Source organism: Cryobacterium soli (assembly GCF_003611035.1).
Taxonomy (GTDB): Bacteria; Actinomycetota; Actinomycetes; order Actinomycetales; family Microbacteriaceae; genus Cryobacterium; species Cryobacterium soli.
The window spans coordinates 2,913,231-2,935,028 of record NZ_CP030033.1; the positions used below are offsets into that span (position 1 = coordinate 2,913,231).

Annotated in this window: 23 protein-coding genes; 15 read left to right on the top strand and 8 right to left on the bottom strand. The window is 69.8% G+C overall.

The window, feature by feature from the left end; genetic code table 11:
• Positions 1–58: 58 nt before the first annotated feature.
• From DOE79_RS13465 to DOE79_RS13490, 6 genes are all read left to right on the top strand, one after another.
• On the top strand, positions 59–712 hold the full coding sequence (locus DOE79_RS13465; protein WP_120338938.1) for a nucleoside/nucleotide kinase family protein: 654 nt from the start codon (positions 59–61) through the stop codon (positions 710–712).
• 122 nt (positions 713–834) lie between these two features.
• Complete coding sequence (locus tag DOE79_RS13470) at positions 835–2,010, top strand: ROK family transcriptional regulator (protein ID WP_120338939.1); 1,176 nt, start codon at positions 835–837, stop codon at positions 2,008–2,010.
• Positions 2,011–2,080: 70 nt separating this feature from the next.
• A complete protein-coding gene (locus tag DOE79_RS13475; protein WP_120338940.1) occupies positions 2,081–3,430 on the top strand; it encodes an extracellular solute-binding protein in 1,350 nt (449 codons plus the stop codon).
• A 114-nt stretch (positions 3,431–3,544) separates the two neighbouring features.
• Positions 3,545–4,486, top strand: a complete 942-nt coding sequence (locus DOE79_RS13480; RefSeq protein WP_245977332.1) for a carbohydrate ABC transporter permease — start codon at positions 3,545–3,547, stop codon at positions 4,484–4,486.
• Positions 4,483–5,355, top strand: coding sequence for a carbohydrate ABC transporter permease (locus DOE79_RS13485; protein ID WP_120338942.1), 873 nt, complete (start codon positions 4,483–4,485; stop codon positions 5,353–5,355). The genes DOE79_RS13480 and DOE79_RS13485 overlap by 4 nt, the downstream gene beginning before the upstream one ends.
• Entirely contained in the window at positions 5,352–6,905 is a 1,554-nt protein-coding gene (locus tag DOE79_RS13490) for a glycoside hydrolase family 3 N-terminal domain-containing protein (protein ID WP_120338943.1), read from the top strand. The genes DOE79_RS13485 and DOE79_RS13490 overlap by 4 nt, the downstream gene beginning before the upstream one ends.
• Before the next feature lie 22 nt (positions 6,906–6,927).
• Here DOE79_RS13490 and DOE79_RS13495 read toward each other — a convergent pair whose 3' ends face one another.
• The gene (locus tag DOE79_RS13495) at positions 6,928–7,881 is read right to left on the bottom strand and encodes an ROK family protein (protein ID WP_245976941.1); all 954 of its coding nucleotides are present in this window, start codon (positions 7,879–7,881) and stop codon (positions 6,928–6,930) included.
• 132 nt (positions 7,882–8,013) lie between these two features.
• Between DOE79_RS13495 and DOE79_RS13500 the strand changes: the two genes are divergently transcribed.
• The gene (locus DOE79_RS13500; protein WP_120338944.1) at positions 8,014–9,042 is read left to right on the top strand and encodes a zinc-binding alcohol dehydrogenase family protein; all 1,029 of its coding nucleotides are present in this window, start codon (positions 8,014–8,016) and stop codon (positions 9,040–9,042) included.
• On the opposite strand, the gene DOE79_RS13505 is transcribed toward DOE79_RS13500, so the two are convergent.
• Positions 9,027–11,381, bottom strand: coding sequence for an ATP-binding cassette domain-containing protein (locus DOE79_RS13505; protein WP_120338945.1), 2,355 nt, complete (start codon positions 11,379–11,381; stop codon positions 9,027–9,029). The two genes, DOE79_RS13500 and DOE79_RS13505, sit on opposite strands and share 16 nt — an antisense overlap.
• A gap of 140 nt (positions 11,382–11,521) precedes the next feature.
• Here DOE79_RS13505 and DOE79_RS13510 point away from each other — a divergent pair, with 140 nt between their 5' ends.
• From DOE79_RS13510 to DOE79_RS13525, 4 genes are all read left to right on the top strand, one after another.
• On the top strand, positions 11,522–13,144 hold the full coding sequence (locus DOE79_RS13510) for a peptide chain release factor 3 (RefSeq protein ID WP_120338946.1): 1,623 nt from the start codon (positions 11,522–11,524) through the stop codon (positions 13,142–13,144).
• Positions 13,145–13,261: 117 nt separating this feature from the next.
• Complete coding sequence (locus tag DOE79_RS13515; RefSeq protein ID WP_120340339.1) at positions 13,262–13,438, top strand: DUF1059 domain-containing protein; 177 nt, start codon at positions 13,262–13,264, stop codon at positions 13,436–13,438.
• Between the two features lie 62 nt (positions 13,439–13,500).
• On the top strand, positions 13,501–14,535 hold the full coding sequence (locus tag DOE79_RS13520; protein ID WP_245976942.1) for an EAL domain-containing protein: 1,035 nt from the start codon (positions 13,501–13,503) through the stop codon (positions 14,533–14,535).
• Between the two features lie 31 nt (positions 14,536–14,566).
• Complete coding sequence (locus tag DOE79_RS13525) at positions 14,567–15,061, top strand: hypothetical protein (protein ID WP_120338948.1); 495 nt, start codon at positions 14,567–14,569, stop codon at positions 15,059–15,061.
• A gap of 11 nt (positions 15,062–15,072) precedes the next feature.
• On the opposite strand, the gene DOE79_RS13530 is transcribed toward DOE79_RS13525, so the two are convergent.
• The 6 genes from DOE79_RS13530 to DOE79_RS13555 form a co-directional block, all read right to left on the bottom strand.
• A complete protein-coding gene (locus DOE79_RS13530) occupies positions 15,073–15,513 on the bottom strand; it encodes an SRPBCC family protein (RefSeq protein WP_120338949.1) in 441 nt (146 codons plus the stop codon).
• A gap of 84 nt (positions 15,514–15,597) precedes the next feature.
• Complete coding sequence (locus DOE79_RS13535) at positions 15,598–16,680, bottom strand: sulfate/molybdate ABC transporter ATP-binding protein (protein ID WP_120338950.1); 1,083 nt, start codon at positions 16,678–16,680, stop codon at positions 15,598–15,600.
• On the bottom strand, positions 16,677–17,495 hold the full coding sequence (locus tag DOE79_RS13540; RefSeq protein ID WP_120338951.1) for an ABC transporter permease: 819 nt from the start codon (positions 17,493–17,495) through the stop codon (positions 16,677–16,679). Before DOE79_RS13540 ends, DOE79_RS13535 begins: the two co-directional genes overlap by 4 nt.
• Positions 17,496–17,499: 4 nt before the next feature.
• Entirely contained in the window at positions 17,500–18,297 is a 798-nt protein-coding gene (modA, locus tag DOE79_RS13545; RefSeq protein WP_120338952.1) for a molybdate ABC transporter substrate-binding protein, read from the bottom strand.
• Positions 18,294–18,698 carry a TOBE domain-containing protein gene (locus DOE79_RS13550; RefSeq protein ID WP_120338953.1) on the bottom strand — a complete coding sequence of 135 codons (405 nt, stop codon included), beginning with the start codon at positions 18,696–18,698 and terminating at the stop codon, positions 18,294–18,296. Before DOE79_RS13550 ends, modA begins: the two co-directional genes overlap by 4 nt.
• Before the next feature lie 57 nt (positions 18,699–18,755).
• A complete protein-coding gene (locus tag DOE79_RS13555) occupies positions 18,756–19,754 on the bottom strand; it encodes an epimerase (protein ID WP_120338954.1) in 999 nt (332 codons plus the stop codon).
• Between the two features lie 103 nt (positions 19,755–19,857).
• Here DOE79_RS13555 and DOE79_RS13560 point away from each other — a divergent pair, with 103 nt between their 5' ends.
• The 4 genes from DOE79_RS13560 to DOE79_RS13575 are packed head-to-tail and all read left to right on the top strand — an operon-like array spanning position 19,858 to position 21,797.
• Positions 19,858–20,133 (top strand): helix-turn-helix transcriptional regulator, encoded by a 276-nt coding sequence (locus DOE79_RS13560; protein WP_066598277.1) that lies wholly within the window; start codon positions 19,858–19,860, stop codon positions 20,131–20,133.
• On the top strand, positions 20,130–20,615 hold the full coding sequence (locus DOE79_RS13565) for a hypothetical protein (protein WP_120338955.1): 486 nt from the start codon (positions 20,130–20,132) through the stop codon (positions 20,613–20,615). The genes DOE79_RS13560 and DOE79_RS13565 overlap by 4 nt, the downstream gene beginning before the upstream one ends.
• A gap of 52 nt (positions 20,616–20,667) precedes the next feature.
• On the top strand, positions 20,668–21,261 hold the full coding sequence (locus tag DOE79_RS13570; protein ID WP_120338956.1) for a sugar O-acetyltransferase: 594 nt from the start codon (positions 20,668–20,670) through the stop codon (positions 21,259–21,261).
• Positions 21,258–21,797, top strand: coding sequence for a TetR/AcrR family transcriptional regulator (locus tag DOE79_RS13575; RefSeq protein WP_120338957.1), 540 nt, complete (start codon positions 21,258–21,260; stop codon positions 21,795–21,797). Before DOE79_RS13570 ends, DOE79_RS13575 begins: the two co-directional genes overlap by 4 nt.
• Position 21,798: the final 1 nt, after the last annotated feature.

Sequence of the window (21,798 nt, forward strand, 5' to 3'; positions counted from 1 at the left end):
GCGGCGGTGAGGGGGACTTATGCGGCAATTCGCGAGGGGATGCCTGGATAGTTGTCACATGGACATTGACCCGTCGACCGTCGACACCCTGGCCGAGCGGGCGGTCGGCCTCCTGGGCGGCGCGTCCCGCATCATCGTGGGCATCACGGGAAGCCCCGGCGCGGGGAAGACCACCCTGGCCAAGGAACTCGTCGACCGGCTGAACGCCGGGGGTGGCGGCGCCCGGGCGGTCTACCTGCCGATGGACGGTTTCCACCTGGCCAACGCCGCGCTCGACAGGCTCGGCATCCACGACCGCAAGGGCGCCGTCGACACCTTCGACGGCTGGGGCTTCGTCGCCCTGCTCGCGCGGGTGCTCGACGAGCAGGACCACACCGTCTATGCCCCGAGCTTCGAGCGCACCGTCGACGAGGGGATCGCGGGGGAGGTCGCGATTCCGGCCGACACCCGGATCGTGATCGTGGAGGGCAACTACCTCCTGGTCGACCATGAGCCGTGGAACCGGATTCCGGGACTCTTGGCCGAAACGTGGTTCTGCGAGACGGCCGCGGACGAGCGGCTCACCCGGCTGGTCGACCGGCACACCCGGCATGGCCGCAGCCCCGAGGCGGCACTCGCCTGGGCGAACTCGGTGGACGGCGCCAACGCCCGGCTCATCGAGACCACGCGGGACCGGGCCGACCTGGTCGTCCCCGGCGGCGCCCCGTCCTAGCCGAGCGCCGGATGGCGACCGGCATGGTGCGCACAGGTCGCCGCGTTACGAATTGGTAAACAACCCGGCCAATAGTTTGTTCTCCCTTGCGCGCATTTAGTTCGTAAGATTTACTAACAAACATGACAGCCACCGGCACCCCGCGGACGATCCAGGACCGGGCCCTGCGCCCGACCACCAAGGTGCTTCCCGAGCACATTCGCCTGAACAACCGCACCCTGGTGCTGCAGACGCTCTACCGATCCGGCCTGCAGAGCCGCGCCGATCTGGCCCGAGAGACCGGGCTCACGCGGGTCACGGTGTCCGACCTGATCAGCGAGCTGATGGGGGAGAACCTCGTCATCGAGCTCGGCCAACGCCAGGAACCTCGCCCCGGCAAGCCGGCCACGCTGCTGGACATCAACCGGGCCGCGTTCCAGATCGTCTCGCTCGACCTGTCCGGCCACACCCGGCTGCGGGGCGCCGTGCTCAGCCTCGACGGCGCCGTGTTGTCGAGCTCCGACCTCGAGCTGAACGGAGCGCGCGGGGAGGCGGCCTACGACACCGTCGCCGAACTGCTCGAGCGGGTCATCGCCCGGGCCACAGCGCCCATTCTGGGCGTGGGGATCGGGTCGCCCGGCATCGTCGACCGGGCCGGTGTCGTGCGCAACGCCCCCAACCTCGGCTGGCGCGACCAGCCGCTGCAGGCCCGCCTGCAGCAGGCCACCGGGCTCCCGGTGCGGGTGGTCAACGACGCCAACGCCGCGGTCCTGGCCGAACACAGCTTCGGCGGAGCCGACCACGACCTGCTCCTGGTGAAGGTCGGCCACGGAGTGGGCGCCGGTCTGCTCGTCGGCGGCCGGGCCATCTTCGGCGAGCGCTTCGCCGCCGGAGAAATCGGCCACGTCGTCGTCGGCACCGACGACGGCCCGCTCTGCGCCTGCGGCAAGTTCGGCTGCCTCGAAGCCTGGCTCTCCGTTCCCCGGCTGACCAGCGCCATCCAGGAGGCCACCGTCTCGGCCAGCACCCCTGCGGAGGCCGAGCTGGCCGTCGACCGGGTCCTCACCGAGGCCGGCCGGCGCCTCGGCATCATTCTCGCTCCCGTCGTGGGCGCGCTCAACCTGCTCGACATCGTGCTCAGCGGTCCCCCCGAACTCCTCGACGGCACCCTCTCCGCCGCCACCGTCGAGACCCTTCTGGCCAGAACCATGGCCACCGAGACCGGCGATCTCACCCTCCGGATGACCGAGCAAGGCGAGGACATTGTTCTGCGCGGCGCGGCCGTCATGGTTCTTTCCGCACAACTCGGGGTCTCCTGACCCGACGGATCCACCTGGCACCAACGATGTGGCGACCGCCAACGTCGGCAATCCACGAAAGGAAGATCTCATGAAGAGACAGCTCGTATCTCTCGCCGCGTTGGCCACGGCCTCCGCTCTCGTGTTGGCAGGATGCTCGTCGGATGCCGATGACAGCGAGGCCTCCGCGGACAACAGCGACACCACCATCACGCTGTGGCTGGCCGGCGGTGACACCCCGGATGAGCTCCGCAACTACCTCAAGACCGAGTTCACCAAGGAGACCGGCGCGACCCTGGACATCCAGCAGCAGGACTGGGGAGACCTGGTCACCAAACTGACCACCTCGTTGCCCGATGCCAACAACACCCCCGACGTGACCGAGCTGGGCAATACCCAGTCCTCGACCTTCACCAACGTGGGCGCGTTCCTCGACATCACCGACATGTACGACGAGCTCGGCGGTGACAAGCTGCTGCAGTCGTTCGTCGATGCCGGCATGGTGGGCGACAAGAACTTCGTGCTGCCGTACTACTTCGGCTCCCGAGCCGTGTTCGCCCGCTCCGACGTCTGGGCGGCGGCCGGTGTCGAGACCCCCACCACCCTCGACGAGTTCAACGCCGGCGTCGCCGCGGTCAACGCGGCCAATCCGCTGAACATCCCCGGCTTCTCGGGCTTCTACCTGGGCGGCCAGGACTGGCGGAACGGCATCTCCTGGATCTTCGCCAACGACGGGGAGCTCGCCACCGTCAAGGACGGCACCTGGACCTCGACCCTCGCGTCGGAGAACACCCTCACAGGGCTCGCACAGCTGCAGGACCTGTACCGGTCCGCCTCCAACGCGCCCAACGACGCCAAGGACAGCAACCAGTACATCTACCTCAACGACAGCGACGAGATCAAGGATGCCGAGGGAGCCGTCACGGCCAACACCTCGCTCTCCGCCGCCACGATCATGGCCCCCACCTGGGCGCACTGGTCGATCGGAACCCTGGGCACCGACGCCGATGGCAAGGCCACCCGCACCTGGGACGACACCAAGAACACCGTCTTCGCCCTCCCCGGCAACGACGGCAAGCCCGCTCCGGTCTTCGCCGGTGGGTCCAACATCGGTATCTCGGCCACGAGCAAGCACCCCGACCTGGCCAAGAGCCTGATGAAGATCATCTTCTCGGAGGACTACCAGACCATGCTCGGCACGAACGGGCTGGGACCGGCGAACAGCGACTACGTCGACTCGCTCGGCGACGACCAGTTCGCCACGGCCCTGATCGCGTCGGCGTCGAACTCGAAGCTCACCCCGGCCGCGCCGGGCTGGGCCACGGTGGAAGGCTCGCTCGTGATGGAAGAGTTCTTCAGCAAGATCAAGGACGCGACCGATCTCAAGGCCCTCGCGCAGGAGTATGACAAGAAGCTCACGCCGATGCTGAACGGCGAGTAGCCTCCGGGCAGCACCCCCGGCCCCGGCGGGCCCGCCCCTCCTCACGAGGGGCGGGCCGGCCGGCTCCCCACCCGGCAGTACCGAAAGGAGAGCGGCGTGAGTACGCAGAATCTCGTGGTGGACCAGGCCGCTCCGGCGGGCCCGCTCCCACCCCGCCCGCCCCGGCCGCCCAAGCGCGGAAGGTCCACGCCGTACCTACTCGTGATCCCCGCCTGCGGAGTCCTGATCCTGGCGCTGGGCTACCCGCTCGTCTGGCAGTTCGTCACCTCGATGCAGAAGTTCGGGCTCTCCCAGCAGTTCGGCCAACCGCCGGAGTTCGTCTGGTTCGACAACTACGTGACCCTGTTCACCGACCCGTACATGTGGACCGTGGTGGCCAGGTCGCTGGCCTTCTGCCTGGTGACGGCCGGCGTCACTATGGCCATCGGCACCCTGATGGCCCTGCTGATGGATGCCGTGCCCGCCGCGGTGCGCATCACTCTGCAGATCTCGCTGCTGCTGGCCTGGGCCATGCCCGCCGTGGCGGCCATGACGGTGTGGAACTGGCTGATCGACTGGCGCCGCGGCGTGCTGAACAGCGTGCTCACGGGCATGGGTCTGGACTTCCAGAACCACAACTGGCTGGCCGAGCCGCTGTCGTTCTTCTTCATCGCGATGGTGATCGTGGTGTGGATGAGCGTGCCGTTCGTGGCCTTCTCCATCTACGCCGGCCTCACCCAGGTCTCCACCGAGGTGCTCGAGGCCGCCCAGCTCGACGGGGCCGGGCTCTCCCAGCGGCTGCGGTTCATCATCGTGCCGATCATCCGGCCGGTGCTCGCCATCATCCTGCTGCTGCAGGTGATCTGGGACCTGCGGGTCTTCACCCAGATCCGGCTGCTGCAGGACGCCGGATCGATCGCCTCCGAGACCAACCTGCTCGGCACCTATATCTACCAACTCGGCGTCGGCTCCAGCGACTTCGCCATGGCCAGCGCCGTGTCGATCTTCGTGCTCGTGCTCACCGTGGCGCTGAGCTGGTTCTACGTGCGCAGCATGCTCAAGGAGGACGACTCATGACCTCGACCGTTCAACCCGCCGGCACAGTTCGACGCCGCACCCGCCCGGTTCGGATCGTGCTCGGAGTCGTGGGCATCGTGGTCGCGCTGGTCTGGGCGTTCCCGGTCTACTGGATGCTCAATTCGGCGCTGCTGCCCAACGTGGTACTGCAGAGCAGCACCCCCACCTGGCTGCCGTTCGGCGGCTCGTTCGACAACTTCGCTGCCGTGTTCGCAGGCGGCACCTTCCTGCCCGCCCTGGGCATGAGCACCGCGATCGCCGGCATCACTGTGGTGTTCTGCCTGTTCTTCGCCTTCCTCGGCGCCCTGGCGATCAGCCGGTTCCGGTTCCGCGGTCGCACCGGGTTCGTGCTGGCCGTGCTGCTGATCCAGATGCTGCCCGCCGAGGGCCTCTTCATCGCCCAGTACAAGCTCATGGGCAGCCTCAACCTGCTCAACTCGATCGTGGGAGTGAGCGTCATCTACATCGCCGCCGTGGTTCCGTTCACGATCTGGATGCTGCGCGGTTTCGTCGCCGGGGTGCCGGCCGACCTCGAAGAGGCGGCCATGATCGACGGCCTGAGCCGCACCCAGGCGTTCCTGCGGATCACCTTCCCGCTCCTCGCCCCCGGGCTCGTGGCCTCCGGCGTGTACGCCTTCCTGCAGGCCTGGAACGAGTTCACGGTGGCCCTGGTGCTGCTGCAGGACAACTCCAGCCAGACGCTGCCGCTGTGGCTCCGCGGATTCATCCAGGCCAGCGCGAGCCGGGCCACCGACTGGGGCCAGGTGATGGCGGCGTCGACGCTGGTGGCCATCCCGGTGATCATCTTCTTCCTCATCGTGCAGGGCCGGATGACCAGCGGGCTGGTCAGCGGGGCGGTCAAGGGATGAGCACAAACCCGGCCGCCGCCGGTTCCGCCGCCGAGCCAATCGCCGAGCCCGTTGACGCCGACCTGCGCCGACACATCCGGACCACCCTGATGCCCGGCTTCGTGGGCACCGAGTTGCCCGGCTGGCTGGCCGAGCGCCTGAGCGACGGGCTGGGCGCCGTGTGCCTGTTCGGGCAGAACATCGTCTCGTCCGGGCAGTTGCGTGCGCTCACCGACGCCATCCGCGCCGCGAACCCGCTCGCGGTCATCGCGATCGACGAGGAGGGCGGCGACGTCACCCGGCTCTACTTCTCCTCGGGTTCGCCCTACCCGGGCAACGCCATCCTCGGCCGTATCGACGACGTCGGCTACACCGAGGAGGTGGCCCGCCAGGTGGGCTGGGAGCTGCGGAACGCCGGCTGCACCCTCACCTTCGCGCCGGACGCCGACGTGAACTCCAACCCGCTCAACCCGGTGATCGGCGTGCGCAGCTTCGGCGCCGACCCGGCCACGACGGCCCGGCACACCGCCGCCTGGGTGCGGGGCGTGCAATCCACCGGGGTGGCGGCGTGCCCCAAGCACTTCCCGGGCCACGGCGACACCGCGCAGGACTCCCACCTGGCCATGCCTGTGGTGGATGTGCCGCTGGCCACCCTGCGCGAGCGGGAGTTGGTGCCGTTCCGGGCCGCGATCGCCGCGGGGGCGAAGACCATCATGACCTCGCACATCCTGTTGCCCCGGATCGACCCGGAGAACCCGGCGACGCTCTCGCCAGGCGTGCTCGGCGGGCTGCTCCGCGGCGAGCTGGGCTTCGACGGTGTCATCGTCAGCGACGCCCTCGACATGGCGGGCGCCAGCGGCACCCTCGGCGTGCCAGGGGCGGCCGCAGCCGCCCTCGCCGCGGGCTGCGACCTGCTCTGCCTCGGCACCGAGAACACGGCCGAGCAACTCGACCGGATCGAGGCCGCGGTGCTCGCCGCCGTCGAAGCCGGTCGCCTGAGCGGCGACCGGCTCGCTGAGGCCGCTGGCAGAGTGCACGGCCTCGCCGGCGGGCTGCTCGGGGAGGCCCGGCAGGTACCGCTGCCGGAGGCCGCGCCGACGGCGGCCGAGCCGGCCTTCGACACCGCGCGCATCACGGCCTCCTTCGCCGTGAACGAGCAGGCCCGGCGCTGGCTGGCGGCGGCGCCGGCGGTCGTCACGGTGGTGCGGATCGACACCGAGAGCAATATCGCGGTGGGCGGCGCCCCGTGGGGACCGTTCGCCGAGGTGCTCGTCGACCCGGGCTCACGCCCGGCGGCGTTCTGGCAGGCCGGCCCCCTGATGCGGGCGAGCGCCCAGTCCTCCGCGCCCGAACCTGCCGCCGGGATACCGGTGCTGGTGATTGGCAAGGACAACCACCGGCATCCGTTCGCCCGCGACCTGATCGCTCTGCTGCGCACCCAGCGCGACGACGTGCTCGTGATCGACATGGGCTGGCCGTCGGACGACCTCGCCTATGCGGACATCGCCACCTTCGGCGCCTCCCGGCTGGCCGGTCGGGCCCTGCTCGAGCTGCTCGTGCCGGTCACCTGAGAGCCGGTCATCTGACCGATGGTCACCTGACGAGGTCGCGGGCGCGCAGGGCGCCGCCGAGCAGGCCGGCGTTCTCGCCGATCGACGCCGGCACGATCCGGGGCCGGCGGTGGAAGCTCAGCAGGGCGTCCACCCGCTCGCGCAGCGGAACGAAGAGGCGATCGCCGGCCTGGGCCAGCCCGCCCCCGATCACCACGGCCTCGGGGGCGAGGATCGCGGCCAGCTGGGCGATGCTGAGCGCGAGGGCATCCAGCGCCTCGCTCCAGATCGCGGTCGCCGCCGCGTCGCCGGCGTCGGCCCTGGCCAGCACCTCGCGCGCGCCCGTGACCGTTGTGCCGGTGCGCTGCTCGTAGCGGCGCACGATGGCGCCGGCCGACGCGATGGTCTCCAGGCAGCCGCGCGCGCCGCAGCCGCAGAGCGGGCCGGCCGGATCGACGATGGAGTGACCGATCTCGCCGGCGTACCCGCCACCGGTGTGCGCCCGGGAGTCGATGAACAGGGACCCGGCGATGCCGGTGCCGATGACCAACACCACCACGGTGCGAAACGGCCGGGCGGCGCCGAGCCGGAACTCGGCCTCACCGGCGGCCCGCACGTCGTGTGAGAACGTGGTGGGCAAGTGGATGTGTTCTTCGGTGAGCTGTGCGAAGGGCACGTTCGACCAGTGCAGGTTGGTGGACAGCACGCCGATGCCGGCGTCGTCATCGACAACACCGGGAACCAAGAGCCCCACCGCGCGCGGGTGGATGCCGGGGAAGTCCGCGGCGAACTGCTGCCGCAGCTCCTCAACCCGGTGAACGACCGCGAGTGCGGTGCCGTCGCCCCTGCGCGGGGTGGGTGTGCGGCTGAGCCCGAGCATGCGACCTGCCTCGTCGAAGAGGGCCGCCTTGGTGTCGGTGCCGCCCACGTCCACCGCGATCACGGCCTCGCCGGAGCCGAGCGGGAGAGCCTGGTCGACCATCGAGGCGAGGGTCATGGCGGGGGCTCCTCAGCGGTCGATTGGTGTGCCAATTCTCCCACGCTCAGATCACGTTTGTAAAGGTCGGTAACAATTAGTCGCCCGGTGTGGGCCCGCGGCGTACAGTGTGCGGCGTCAGGGAATCCACCGATGCTGGAGGCGCTCGTGATCATCACCGAAGCCTGGGTCACGACCGGCGACCACCGCATCTCGCGCCGGGACCGCGCGGTCGCGGCACCCGAGGCCGACGAGGTGCTCGTGGAATGCCTGGCCTGCGGCGTCTGCCGCACCGACCTGCACGTCGTGGACGCAGAGCTGCCGCCGCACCGGAGCGCCGTGGTGCCCGGGCACCAGGTGGTCGGCGTGGTCATCGCGACCGGCCCGGCCGTGCGCCGGCTGCACCGGGGCGACCTGGTGGGGATCGCCTGGCTGAGGGAGACCTGCGGCAGCTGCGACTACTGCCTCACCGGGCGGGAAAACCTCTGCGCCTCCGCCCAGTTCACCGGCTACGACGCCGACGGCGGCTTCGCCCGGCACGCCGTGGTGCGGGAGCCGTTCGCCTACCCGCTGCCGGCCGGCACCGACCCTGTCGCCGCGGCGCCGCTGCTCTGCGCGGGCATCATCGGCTACCGGGCGCTGCGCCGGGCCAATCTGCCGCCCGGCGGCCACCTCGGCCTGTACGGTTTCGGCTCCAGCGCGCATCTCACGGCCGCCCTCGCGCTGGCGGCCGGGGCATCCGTCTCGGCGATGACCCGTGGCGACGCCAACCGGGACCTCGCCCGCACGATGCCGCTCCGCTTCGTCGGCGACGAGACCTCCCGGCCGCCCGACGACCTGGATTCCGCGATCCTGTTCGCCCCCGCCGGCGGGCTCGTGCCCGTGGCGCTCGCGGCGACCCGGCCCGGGGGCACTGTCGTGGTCGCCGGCATCCACCTCAGCGACATCCCGGCGCTCGGCTACGAGGAGCACCTCTTCCACGAGCGCGACCTGCGCAGCGTCACCTGCAACACCCGCGCGGACGGCCGCGAGTTCCTGCGCCTGGCCCAGAACCTCGGCCTGCACCCAACGGTGACGACCTACGGGTTCGACCAGGTCGACCAGGCGCTCGACGACCTGCGCGCCGGACGCGCCTCGGGGTCGCTGGTGGTATCGATCGGGCGGGCTCAGGCCCCCACGTAGGACGCGAGGTGCTGGCCGGTGAGGGTGGACCGGTCGGCCACGAGGTCGGCGGGCGTGCCCTCGAAGACGATTCGGCCGCCGTCGTGGCCGGCACCGGGGCCCAGGTCGATGATCCAGTCGGCGTGCGCCATCACGGCCTGGTGGTGCTCCACCACGATCACCGACTTGCCGGAGTCGACCAGCCGGTCGAGCAGGCCGAGAAGCTGTTCCACGTCGGCCAGGTGCAGGCCGGTGGTGGGTTCGTCGAGAACGTAGATGCCGCCCTTCTCCGAGAGGTGGGTGGCCAGTTTCAGCCGCTGCCGTTCGCCGCCGGAAAGGGTCGTGAGCGGCTGCCCCAGACTGAGGTAGCCGAGTCCCACATCCGCCATGCCCGTGAGGATCGTGTGCGCGGCCGGCGTCTTCGCCTCGCCGGAGGCGAAGAAGTCCACGGCCTCGGTCACCGACATCGCGAGGACCTCGCTGATGTCGCGTCCGCCCAGGTGGTACTCCAGCACGGATGCGTCGAACCGCTTGCCCTCGCACACCTCACAGGTGGTCGAGACGCTCGCCATGATGCCCAGGTCGGTGTAGATCACGCCGGCGCCGTTGCAGTTGGGGCAGGCGCCCTCGGAGTTGGAGCTGAACAACGCCGGTTTCACGCCATTGGCCTTGGCGAAGGCCTTGCGGATCGGTTCGAGCATCCCGGTGTAGGTGGCCGGGTTGCTGCGCCGGGACCCCTTGATGCCGGCCTGGTCGATGGACACCACGCCCGCGCCGGCGGGAATCGAGCCGTGCACGAGCGAGCTCTTGCCGGAACCGGCGACCCCGGTGAGCACCACGAGGACGCCGAGGGGGATGTCGACGTCGACGTCCTGCAGGTTGTTCGCCGTGGCGCCGCGGATCTGCAGACTGCCGGTGGCCGTGCGCACGGCCGGCTTCACGGCCGCCCGGTCGTCGAGGTGCCGCCCGGTGAGGGTGTCGCTGGCCCGCAGTCCCTCGAGGGTGCCCTCGAAGCAGATCTCGCCGCCCGCGGTGCCGGCGCGGGGGCCCAGGTCGATCACGTGGTCGGCGATGGCGATCATCTCCGGCTTGTGTTCCACCACGAGCACGGTGTTGCCCTTGTCGCGCAGCCGCAGCAGCAGCTCGTTCATGCGCTGGATGTCGTGCGGGTGCAGGCCGATCGTGGGTTCGTCGAAGACGTAGGTGACATCGGTGAGCGACGAGCCCAGGTGCCGGATGATCTTGGTGCGCTGCGCCTCCCCGCCGGAGAGGGTACCGGAGGGGCGGTCGAGCGAGAGGTAGCCGAGCCCGATCTCCACAAAGGAGTTGAGGGTGTGCCGCAGCTCAGCCAGCAGCGGCGCCACCGACGGTTCGTCCAGCCGGTTCACCCACTCGGCCAGGTCGCTGATCTGCATCGCGCAGGCTTCGGCGATGTTCAGACCGTCGATGCGCGACGACCGTGCGGCCTCGCTCAGCCTGCTGCCGCCGCAGTCGGGGCAGGTCGCGAACGTCACGGCCCGGTCCACGAAGGCGCGGATGTGCGGCTGCATGGCCTCCCGGTCCTTCGACAGCATCGACTTCTGCACCTTGGGGATCAGGCCCTCGTAGGTCATGTTGATGTCGCCGACCTTGACCTTGACCGGCTCCTTGTAGAGGAAGTCCTGCAACTCGCGCTTGCTGTAGTCCCGGATCGGCTTGTCGGCGTCGAGGAAGCCCGAGCCGGTGAAGATGCGCACGCCCCAGCCATCCGCGGTGTAGCCGGGAATGGTGAGCGCGCCCTCGTTCAGCGACTTGGAGTCGTCGTAGAGCTGGCTGCGGTCGATGTCGTTGACCGTGCCCATGCCCTCACAGCGCGGGCACATGCCGCCCGTGACGCTGAAGCTGCGCCGCTCCTTCACGGTGACGCCGCCGCGTTCCATGGTGACTGCGCCCGCGCCGGAGACCGAGGCGACGTTGAAGGAGAACGCCTGGGGCGCGCCGATGTGCGGGTCGCCGAGCCGGCTGAACAGGATGCGCAACGCCGCGTTGACGTCGGTGGCGGTGCCAACGGTGGAACGGGAGTTGGCGCCCATCCGCTCCTGGTCCACGATGATCGCCGTGGTCAGGCCGCTGAGCACGTCCACATCGGGCCGGGCCAGCGTGGGCATGAAGCCCTGCAGGAAGGCGCTGTAGGTCTCGTTGATCATCCGCTGCGACTCGGCCGCGATGGTGCCGAACACCAGCGAGCTCTTGCCGGAACCGGAGACCCCGGTGAACACCGTGAGCCTGCGCTTGGGGATCTCGACAGTGATGTCCTTGAGGTTGTTTTCCCTGGCCCCCTGCACCCGGATCAGATCGTGACTATCGGCGAGCATGCTCATGGTGTCTCCTCGTGCGTCGTCTGGCTTGATTCAAGCAGAGCCGGTGCCACTGGTCGAGCCACGCCGGGTAGATTTGAAGGTAGTGCGCGTATTTCCGTGCACTACAAGAGGTAGGAATTGAGCACGTGGCTGACACAACCATGACCCCGGGCACCGAGGTGTCCCCGAAAGAGGTCGAGGCCCAGGCCGTGCGCCGGCGCACCTTCGCCGTCATCTCGCACCCCGACGCGGGTAAGTCCACGCTCACCGAGGCGCTGCTGCTGCACGCCCGCGCCATCACCACCGCCGGCGCCACGCATGGCAAGGCCGGCCGCCGCGGCACCGTCTCCGACTGGATGACCATGGAGCAGGAGCGTGGCATCTCGATCACCTCCGCCGCCATCCAGTTCGAGTACCGCGACAGCGTGATCAACCTCGTCGACACCCCCGGTCACGCCGACTTCTCCGAGGACACCTTCCGGGTGCTCTCCGCTGTGGATGCCGCCGTCATGCTCGTCGACGCCAGCAAGGGCCTCGAGGTGCAGACCATGAAGCTCTTCGAGGTGTGCAAGCAGCGGGGACTGCCCGTCATCACCGTGATCAACAAGTGGGACCGGCCCGGCTCCGCCGCCCTCGACCTGATGGACGAGATCCGCACCCGCACGGGCCTGATCCCCACCCCGCTCACCTGGCCGGTCGGCATCGCGGGCGACTTCCGCGGCGTGATCGAACGGGAGAGCAGCGACTTCATCCGCTTCAACCGCACCGCCGGCGGCGCCACCCGCGCCGACTCCGAGCGCACCACCGCCGACGAGGCCGCCGCCGCCGAGGGCGACGCCTGGGTTGCCGCCGCCGAGGAGTCCGAACTCCTCGCCGAAGAGGGCCAGAACCACGACGAGGAGTCGTTCCTCGGCGGCGTCACCACCCCGGTGCTGTTCTCCGCCGCGGTGCTCAACTTCGGTGTGCAGCACATCCTCGACACCCTGGTGGACTTCGCCCCACCCGCCGAGGCGCGCCTGGACGCCGACGGCGGCCACCGCCCGGTGACCAGCCCGTTCTCTGGCTTCGTCTTCAAGGTGCAGTCCGGAATGAACTCCTCGCACCGCGACTACGTCGCCTTCGTGCGGGTCTGCTCCGGCCAGTTCCGCCGTGGCATGGTCGTCACCCACTCCGCCACCGGCCGGCCCTTCGCCACCAAGTACGCCCAGCAGCTCTTCGGCAAGGACCGCGAGGTGGCCGAGGAAGCCTGGCCCGGCGACATCGTGGGCCTGGTCAACGCATCCGCGCTCCGCGTCGGCGACTCCATCCACGAGGGTGTCCCTGCCGTCACCTTCCCACCGCTGCCGATGTTCGCGCCCGCGCACTTCCGCGCCGTGCGCCCCGCCGACACCAGCAAGCACAAGCAGTTCCGCCGCGGCATCGACCAGCTCGACCACGAGGGCGTCATCCAGGTGATGCGCTCCGACCTCCGCGGCGACCAGGCCCCGGTGCTCGGCGCCGTCGGCCCGATGCAGTTCGAGGTCGTCGAAGAGCGGATGTCGCACGACTTCGGCGCCGCCATCCGCAGTGATGTGCTGCCGTACCAGCTGGCCCGCCGCACCGACAAGGAGAGCGCGGCGATCCTCGGCCACGACCGTCAGGTGGAGGTGCTGCGCCGCAGCGATGGCACCCTGCTGGCCCTGTTCAGCACCCCGTGGCGGCTGCGCAATACCGTGCGCGACCACCCGGAGCTGCTGCTCGAAGACCTCGCCGGCGGCGGGCCCATCGACGAGGTGCGCTACTAGCCTCTGCGCCGGGCCGGGCCGGGCCGGATCCAATCCGGTTCCGTCGTGCCGCCGAACTACACTCGAGTACATACATACACATAGAGTTGCCGAGTGGCGATGATAGGGGAGAGTGTCATGAAGTCTTTTGCCTGCGGTGACGTGGTTCCGGGTTGTGCGGCCAGCTGGGTCAGCACGACCGATGACGAGATTCTTGTTCTCGTGGCCCAGCATGCCGCCACAGCGCACGGGATCACGACGGTGACTGACGAGCTGGTCGCGAGCATCACCGACCGGATCGTGACCGTCTCCTGACGCACGCCCTGTCCGACGCGGACTGGACCGCCCTGCTGGACGCCGTCGGCGCCGGAACCGGGGTGTCGGCCGCCTTCCAACCGATCGTCGACACCGCCCGCGGCGTCGTGGTGGGGTTCGAGGGCCTGGCCCGCTTCGAGATGCCCGACGGCGCCGGTGTGGAGGACCTGTTCGCGCGGGCGCGCGCGACGGGCCGTGCCGCGGAGATCGAGGCAGCTTGCCTGCGCGTGATCCTCGCCGAACGAGGGACGCTGCCGGCCAATTGCTTCCTCACCGTGAACGTGTCGCCGCCGGTGCTCCGGGCCGAGGTCATCCGCGCGGTCTGGCGGGAGCACCCCGATCTGCAGGGCGTCTTCGTGGAGCTCACCGAACAATCGTCGATCGAGTCCACCACCGAGCTGGAGCCGGAGCTCGACGCCATCCGTGCCGCCGGCGGCCTCATCGCCGTGGACGATCTCGGCTCGGGATATGCCGGGTTGTCGCGCCTGCTCGCCTTGAAGCCTGCGCTGATCAAGCTCGACCGGGAACTCATCAAGGGCATCGACGCCGACGAGGCGAAGCGTGCCCTCGTGGAGATGATCGGCACCTTCGCGAGCCGAATCGACTCCTGGGTGCTGGCCGAGGGCATCGAGACAGCCGCGGAGTACGACACCATCACGGCACTCGGGGTTCCCCTCGCCCAGGGGTACTACCTCGCCCGGCCCGGGCCCGCCTGGCCGGCCCTGGCGACAACGGTGCTGCCGGCCAAGGTGTCGAATCCGGTGCCCACCGTGCGCGACCTGCTCGACGTGGCCCCCGCCGTGGCGAGCGTCGCGTTGGCCGCCCAGATCTTCACCGACGAGCCCGGGGTGCGCACCGTGGTTCTCATCGACCACCACACCCGACCGGTCTCGGTTCTCGACAGCGAGAGCGCCCACCTCGGCATGGCCGTGGATGCGCTGCGGGTCACCCTCGACACCCCGGTGCGGGATGCCCTGCTCCGGGCGATCACCCGCGACCGGGCCCACCGTTACGATCCGCTGATCGTCACCGACAACGCCGGCCGCTACGCCGGCATCGTGCGTCTGGAACGGCTGGTCACCACCGCGGTTCGGTGACCGGTCCCTCAGCCGCGGCTAGGGTATCGATGTGACCACTGATCGGCGCACGGCCCTGAGGCGCAGGTATCTGAATCTCGGTCTGGGTGAACTGGCCGCGTGCCTCGTTTTCACCGTGGTGGCCGGCGCCATGGTGGTTCCCCGGCTGGAGTCCGCCGGGGACACGGCCGCTGTGTGGTCGGCGCTGCTCCCGCTGCTCGTGGTTCTCGCGCAGGCCGGCGCCTATTGGCTCCTGGCCTTCAGCTGGGTCGAACGGGCGGCGATGCCCGCTTCGCTCGCGGCCGTGAACCGGGCATTCCGCATGCTGGATGTGCTGCTGCTGGCGGTCGGCCTCGTCGGCGTAGTGATCTGGTGGCCGGAGAACATCGCCGTCGCCGTGCTCATAGTGGCCGTGTGGGCATTCGGGGCGGTGGAATACCTCAACTACTTCGTCGTGCGCCTGGCCTACCCCGCCACACGCTGGCTCACCTCGGTGCGCCGCGCGCAGACGCCCCGACTGGTGCTGGACCTGCGGGATTCGGCCTAGCCGCGCCCGGGTCAGTCGCGGCCGGACAGCAGGAGGTCCAGGCTGTCGAAGAACTCGTTGTAGCCGACCAGGGTCTGAGCCAACTGCTCGGTGGTGAGGTCGTCCCGGGGTTGGGTGAGCCGCATCTCGGTGCCGCCTTCGGCCGGCGCAAAGGTCACCACGACGGGTTCCACGGTGTCGGTTGCCGGGTCGTCGTCCATGGTGAAGGCCAGGAGGTGCGGTGGCTCGACCTCGGTGTAGCGGCCGTGCCATTGGATGGCGGTGCCGTCGGGAACCCGCATCTCGGCAGTCCAGAGTCCGCCCACCCGCACGTCCATCGACACGGTTTCCGGGGGAACCTCGACGGCCGGGCCGCCGAACCACACGGCGAACTGCTCGGGCTTGGTCCAGGCGGCGAACACGCGCTCGGGCGGCGCCGCGATGGTGCGGGTGATGGTCAATCCGACGCTCATGAGCGGCCTCCTCAGTCGGCGACGCGTTTCGCCACGACAATAGCGCGCCTGCGCGCGCCGGTGTGGTCGGCAGGGTCAGGTGTCTCAGCTGCCGCCCGAACCCTCGGCGCGGACGCTGGGGTAGAGCGTGCCCGCGCTCGCCGGAAAAAAGAACCAGACCGGGGAGCCGACGGCCGGGTCGAGCCGGGCCGCCTGCTGTGGGCTGACATCCGCGGCCAGCACGGAGCTGCGGACTCGCACGACGTCGCCGCGGGGTTCGAGGTCGATCATGCGCGCGCACACCCGGGTGACGTTCGGGTCGGTGGGCTGCTCGACGGTCACCGTGACCGCGGCGGGACGAACCGCGAGTGACAGCAGGGCGCCCTCTGGCGCGGTCCCGTCGGCGGCGAGGGTGATCTCGTCGCCCTCCGCAGTCAGGAGGGTGTGACCGCGACGGATGCCGGTGACCAGGTTGACCCCGGCCAGCCCGGCCGCGAAGGCGCCCCGGGGAAGGTCGAAGACCTCGGCGGGGGTGCCCTGGTCGCTGATCCGGCCGTTCTCCACGATGACCACCCGGTCGGCGAGCGTGTACGCGTCGAGCACATCGTGCGTCACGATGACGGCGCTGCGATCGACAAGCACGCGGCGCAGCATCCGCCGCACCGCGGGCGCCACCGAGACGTCGAGGGCGGCCAGCGGTTCGTCGAGCAGGAGCAGGCCGGGGTCGGAGGCCAGGGCGCGGGCCACCGCGATGCGTTGCGCCTGCCCGCCGGACAGCTCGGCCGGGCGGCGCGCCGCGAGCGGTTCGGCATCCACTTCGCCGAGCCAGCGGGCGGCCGTCTCGCGGGCGCTGGCCGCCCCGGCGCCGGCGCTGCGCGGGCCGAACGCGACGTTGTCGAGCACGCTGAGGTGCGGAAAGAGCAGGGGCTCCTGGGCGAGGAGGGAGACGCCGCGCTGATGCGCCGGCCGCCAGATACCGCGGCCCGGCCCGGCCGGCAGGTCGAACAGCACCGTGCCGTCCAGCTCGCTCCGCCCGCTGTCGGGCCTGATCAGGCCGGCGATCGCGCCGAGCAGGGTGGACTTGCCGGCGCCGTTCGGGCCGAGGACCGCGACCGTCTCGCCGGCCGCCACGGTGAGGTGCAGGCGCACATCCCGCTCGGCGACATGCACGTAGACGGAGAAGCTCACGAGGGCACCCGAGCCGGCCGCACGGCGGGCACACCCACGCGGTGGGCCAGGCTCACGATCACGATCGCCACGAGCACCAGCACGAGCGAGAGGGCCACCGCGGTGTCGGGGTCGGTCTCGCGCTGCAGGTAGATCTCCAGCGGCAGGGTGCGGGTGGTGCCCTGCAGGCTGCCGGCGAAGGTGAGGGTGGCGCCGAACTCGCCGAGCGCGCGGGCGAACGACAGCACGGCGCCGGAGATGACGGCCGGCACGACGAGCGGCAGGGTGATGCGCCGCAACACCGTCGTGGGGCTCGCGCCGAGGGTGGCGCCGACGGCCTCGTAACGAGTGCCCACCGTGCGCAACGCGCCTTCGAGGCTGAGCACCAGGAAGGGCAGGGCCACAAAGGTCTGCGCGATGACGACGGCCGTGGTCGAGAAGGCGATCTCGATGCCGAGTGCCTGGAAGGTCTGGCCCATCAGGCCCCGGCGGCCGAAGGTGTAGAGCAGGGCGATGCCGCCCACCACCGGCGGGAGCACAAGCGGCAGCAGTACCAGCGAGCGGAGTACCTTCTGACCCCAGAAGTCGGTGCGGGCCAGCACGAGGGCCATGGGTACGCCGAAGAGCACGCAGAGCGCCGTGGCCGCGAGCGAGGTGCGCAGGCTGAGCAGCAGCGCGGCGACCGAGGACTCCGAGGTGATCAACGGAACAAATTCCGCCCAGTTGACCCGCAGCACCATCGCCGCCAGGGGCAGCAGCACAAATGCCGCGCCGACGACGGCGACGGCGGCGACCCAGGCAGGGACGCCGGAATACTGTTTCGCTGCCGGGCTCATGCGGCTACGGGGCCCCGAACCCGGCGGCCGCCAGCACGCGCTGACCGGCGCTACCGGTGACGTAGTCGATGAAGGCCTGGGCCAGAGCGGCTGCGGCAGAGTCCTCAAGCGCCACGATCGGGTAGGTGTTCACGGCCTCACCGGACTCGGCGAACTCGATGCCCTCGACGGCGTCACCCGCCGCCTGGACATCCGTGACATAGACGAGGCCGGCATCCGCCTGGCCGGAGGTGATCTTGCCGAGCACATCGGTGACCGACGACTCTTCGCTCACCGGCGTGAGGTTCACTCCGGCCGCCGTCGCCACGGCGGCGGTGGCGGCGCCGCACGGTACCTCGGGGGCGCACACCACGAGTTGGAGGCCGGGGGAGGCCAGGTCGGCGAAGTCGGTGATGCCGGCGGGGTTGCCCGGCGGCACGGCGATCTCGAGCACATTGGTGGCGAAGTCGACGGGGCCGGTCTGCTGGAGGCCGGCATCCGTGAGCTTGGTCATGTTCTTGGTGTCGGCGGAGGCGAACACGTCGGCCGGGGCGCCCTCGGTGATCTGGGTGACGAGGTCGGAGGAGCCGGCGAAGGTGAGCGCCACGGTGGTGCCGGGGTGCTCGGCCTCGAAAGCGTCGGCGAGTTCGGTGAACGTGGCAGTGAGCGAGGCCGCGGCGAACACCGTGATGCTGCCCTCGAGGCCGTCGGCCGAGGATGTGGGGGCCGTCCCGGCGGGTGCAGCGCAACCCGTGAGACCGGCGGCGAGGATGCCGAACGCGGCCAGCAGAGCGAATGGACGGAGGCGACGTGTGCCGGTCACGATTTGCCCGCCGGGGTCTCGACGATGACTGTGGTGGCCTTGACGACGGCGATGGCCACCGAGCCGAGTTCGAGGCCGAGCTCGCGCACGGCCTCGCTGCTCATCAGCGACACCACCCGGTGCGGACCGCACTGGATCTCGACCTGCGCCATGACGGTATCCATGACGATGTCGGTCACCAGGCCGACGAAACGGTTGCGGGCTGAGCGGCCGATCCCGGACGGGTCGTCGGGCAGCACCGCGTTCTGACGGGCCAGCCGGGCCAGCGCGAGGCCGTCGACGACAGTGCGGGAGGAGGCATCCTTCGAGCTGGGCAGGGTGCCGTTGTCGATCCAACGCCGCACGGTGTCGTCGCTGACGCTGAGGAACGCGGCGGCGTCTTTGATCCGTATCTGAGGCATGAAACGTACTCTATATCCGTTTTCACGGAAATGAACTCGCGTGGGGGCGCAGCGACCTCAGCGTTGACGGCGTCGTCGTCGTGGCACGACGTCGTCGATTGCCGGGGCGAGGTCGGGCCAGGCGAAGGTGTACCCGGCGGCGAGCAGGAGTTCCGGCTGCACCCAGCGACTCTTCAACACCAGCTCGGGTTCGGTGCGGAGCAGCCACATGGCAGGCTCGAGCATCCAGCGGAATGCCGGCAGGCCAATCGGGGCCCCCACCGCGCGGCGCAGCGTGGCCATGAGCGTGCGATTGTCGCTCGCGTGCGGCGCGGCCAGGTTGACCGGCCCGGCGATCTCTGGGTGGGCGACGATGAACGCGATGGCGCCGATCACATCGTCGATGTGGATCCAGCTGAAACGTTGCCGCCCGCGGGAGCGGTGGGACGGAGCCCTGCGGTCGCCGGAGGGATGGGCGCCGATGCCGCGGTAGCGCCGGTGCGGGAACCACCGGCCGTCGAACTGAGGCCCGCCCAGCCCGGCCCTGGCCAGGCGTTCGAGGATCGCGGTGGCGGGGCCGTCGCCGAGCACGATCGCCATCCGGAGCGCCACCCGCCGGGTCTGGGGCAGGTCGCCGGCGAAGAACTCGCGCTCCCAGTCGCGGGCGATGTCCACCGAGAAGCCCGAGCCGATCTCCCCGGTGGTCTCGGTCATCGGGCGGTCCAACGCGTATCGGTAGATGGTCGCCGTGCTCGCGTTCAGCCACAGCCGTGGCGGCCGCTCGCTCGCCGCGACAGCCTCGTGGAGCTTTCTGGTGGTGCCGACCCGGGAGCGCAGGATCTCGGCGCGATTGGCATCCGTGTACCGGCAGTTCACGATCTTTCCGGCCAGGTTCACCATGAGATCGGCGCCGTCGACCAGTGACAGCACGGCGTCGTCGTCGTCCCACCTCGCGTCGGGACCGGAGCGGCCGATGCAGGCGACCTGGTACCCCTGGTCGCGGAGCTCGCGAACGAGCCTCTGGCCGATGAATCCGGATGCCCCGGCTACCACTGCGCGTTTTCTCGTGTCCCCCACGGGCTCAGCTTACGAGGTGCGGCACGGGGCGCGAGCGTCTGACCGGGGGCTTTCTCTCCCTGGCATCTTGTGCAAATACAAACAGATGTAGTAAATTTACTACATGAAGAAGCAAGTGCAGGATGAGCAGCCTCAGTTCTACACGCGGCTGCCCGTGCTGCGCGCCGAGCGCGGCATGAGTCGCAAAGAGCTCGCCGAGTTGGCCGGGGTGCACTACCAAACCATCGGCTACCTCGAGCGCGGGGAGTACAGCCCGAGCCTGGTGCTCGCGCTGCGCATTGCCGCGGCACTGGGGGTTCCGCTCGATGCCGTCTTCTCGCTGACCCCGTTCGCCAGCATGGCCGACCAGCTCTACAACACCGAAGGAGAACGCCGATGAACGCATCCTTGACCTCCCAACAGCGCCGCGCGGCCCGACTGGACGACCCGTCGATGGAGAACCTGCGCAACCCGCGCGCACGTCGCCTCTTGGCTGCCGGACTCATCGCCATCCTGGTGGTGGAGGGGGTGCTCATCGGCATGGCTGGGCTGATGGCCGTCGGCGTCTTCGTCGGCGGCATGGTGGTGCTCATGATTGCGATGGTGATCACGCTCGGCGGTCTCAAGGCCTCCACGCGCGGCGTTGAAGAGCTGTCGCCCGAGGTGCTCGACGAGCGGCAGGCACAGATCCGTGGCCTGGTCTACGCGCAGTCGTACCGGGTGCTCTCGGTGGTCTTCGTGATCACCGTGGCGCTCATGCTTCTGACCCAGAGCCCCTGGTGGGCCGCACCTGCCGAGGTGATGGTGATCATCCCCGTGATCGCCTGGCAGCTGATCATCACCATCCCGACCTTCGTGACGGCGCTGCGGATGAAGGTGTAGGCATTCGACCTCTGTGTGTACGAACGTACGCGAGTAGTGTACGTTCGTACGCATGATTGACTATTTCGCGGGAGACGACCGCACCAACCGCGAGCGGATGCTCGCCGGAGATCCCTACATCGCCGACGACCCCGACCTCGAGAAGGCGGCCCACCGCGCTGTGCGGCTGGCCGGCGACTATCAGGCGGCGTTCGCGGCCGATGCGGCCACGGCCAGGCCGATCCTGGACGACCTGATCGGAGACCTGGGCGAGGGCGCCTTCATCAAGCCGCCGCTGTTCGTGGACTACGGCGAGCACATCACCGTGGGCGCCGGCACCTTCATCAACTACAACCTCACCGCCCTCGACGTCGCCACGATCACCATCGGACGGGACTGCCAGCTCGGCCCGAACGTGCAACTGCTCACCCCCACTCATCCGCTCGCCGCCGAGCCCCGCCGCGACAAGGTCGAGGCCGCGCTGCCCATCGTGCTGGGTGACAACGTCTGGCTCGGCGGCGGTGTCATCGTGCTGCCCGGGGTGAGTATCGGCGACAACAGTGTGATCGGAGCCGGTTCCGTGGTCACCAAGGACGTGCCGGCGAACGTGATCGCCGTGGGTAACCCGGCCCGCGTCATCCGTGCGCTGCCGGACGACGAGCGGTGACCCGCCGTCTCGACCCCGACCGGCGCGACCGCATCATCGACGCCTGCCTGGAGCTGATCGCGGAGGTCGGCGTGGCGGGCACCTCGCATCGCAAGGTCGCCCAACGGGCGAATGTGCCGCTCGGCTCGATGACGTACCACTTCACCGGCATGGACGAACTGCTGCGGGAGGCCTTCACCCGGTTCTCGGACACCGTGGTGGCCGTGTTCGAGAGCCGGCTGGCGGCGGCCGGGAGCCTGGCCGAGGCCCGGGCTGCGGTGGTCGGAATCATCAACGACGACCTGTTCGCCTCCCCGCACGAGCTTGTGCTGACCCACGAGCTGTACGCCCTGGCCGCGCGCAATCCCGAGTACCGGCAGATCACCCACCGATGGATGGGCCGCAGTCGCATCGCGCTCGAACGCCACTTCTCCCCGGACACGGCTGCCCAGCTGGATGCGCTGATCGAGGGTTTGTCCATCCACCGGGCCCTCGACACCGCACCGGCCGACCCGCACCGTACGGTGGACGCCGTGGCGCGGATCACGGCACGGTAGC

Bases quoted from the DNA above. Each gene is read 5' to 3' on its own strand.
- DOE79_RS13470 (WP_120338939.1), top strand. From the start codon at position 835: ATGACAGCCACCGGCACCCCGCGGACGATCCAGGACCGGGCCCTGCGC.
- DOE79_RS13500 (WP_120338944.1), top strand. From the start codon at position 8,014: ATGCTGGAGGCGCTCGTGATCATCACCGAAGCCTGGGTCACGACCGGC.
- DOE79_RS13475 (WP_120338940.1), top strand. From the start codon at position 2,081: ATGAAGAGACAGCTCGTATCTCTCGCCGCGTTGGCCACGGCCTCCGCT.
- DOE79_RS13465 (WP_120338938.1), top strand. From the start codon at position 59: ATGGACATTGACCCGTCGACCGTCGACACCCTGGCCGAGCGGGCGGTC.
- DOE79_RS13510 (WP_120338946.1), top strand. From the start codon at position 11,522: ATGACCCCGGGCACCGAGGTGTCCCCGAAAGAGGTCGAGGCCCAGGCC.
- DOE79_RS13560 (WP_066598277.1), top strand. From the start codon at position 19,858: ATGAAGAAGCAAGTGCAGGATGAGCAGCCTCAGTTCTACACGCGGCTG.
- DOE79_RS13540 (WP_120338951.1), bottom strand. From the start codon at position 17,495: ATGAGCCCGGCAGCGAAACAGTATTCCGGCGTCCCTGCCTGGGTCGCC.
- DOE79_RS13505 (WP_120338945.1), bottom strand. From the start codon at position 11,381: ATGAGCATGCTCGCCGATAGTCACGATCTGATCCGGGTGCAGGGGGCC.
- DOE79_RS13565 (WP_120338955.1), top strand. From the start codon at position 20,130: ATGAACGCATCCTTGACCTCCCAACAGCGCCGCGCGGCCCGACTGGAC.
- DOE79_RS13530 (WP_120338949.1), bottom strand. From the start codon at position 15,513: ATGAGCGTCGGATTGACCATCACCCGCACCATCGCGGCGCCGCCCGAG.
- DOE79_RS13495 (WP_245976941.1), bottom strand. From the start codon at position 7,881: ATGACCCTCGCCTCGATGGTCGACCAGGCTCTCCCGCTCGGCTCCGGC.
- DOE79_RS13485 (WP_120338942.1), top strand. From the start codon at position 4,483: ATGACCTCGACCGTTCAACCCGCCGGCACAGTTCGACGCCGCACCCGC.
- DOE79_RS13515 (WP_120340339.1), top strand. From the start codon at position 13,262: ATGAAGTCTTTTGCCTGCGGTGACGTGGTTCCGGGTTGTGCGGCCAGC.
- DOE79_RS13570 (WP_120338956.1), top strand. From the start codon at position 20,668: ATGATTGACTATTTCGCGGGAGACGACCGCACCAACCGCGAGCGGATG.
- DOE79_RS13490 (WP_120338943.1), top strand. From the start codon at position 5,352: ATGAGCACAAACCCGGCCGCCGCCGGTTCCGCCGCCGAGCCAATCGCC.
- DOE79_RS13550 (WP_120338953.1), bottom strand. From the start codon at position 18,698: ATGCCTCAGATACGGATCAAAGACGCCGCCGCGTTCCTCAGCGTCAGC.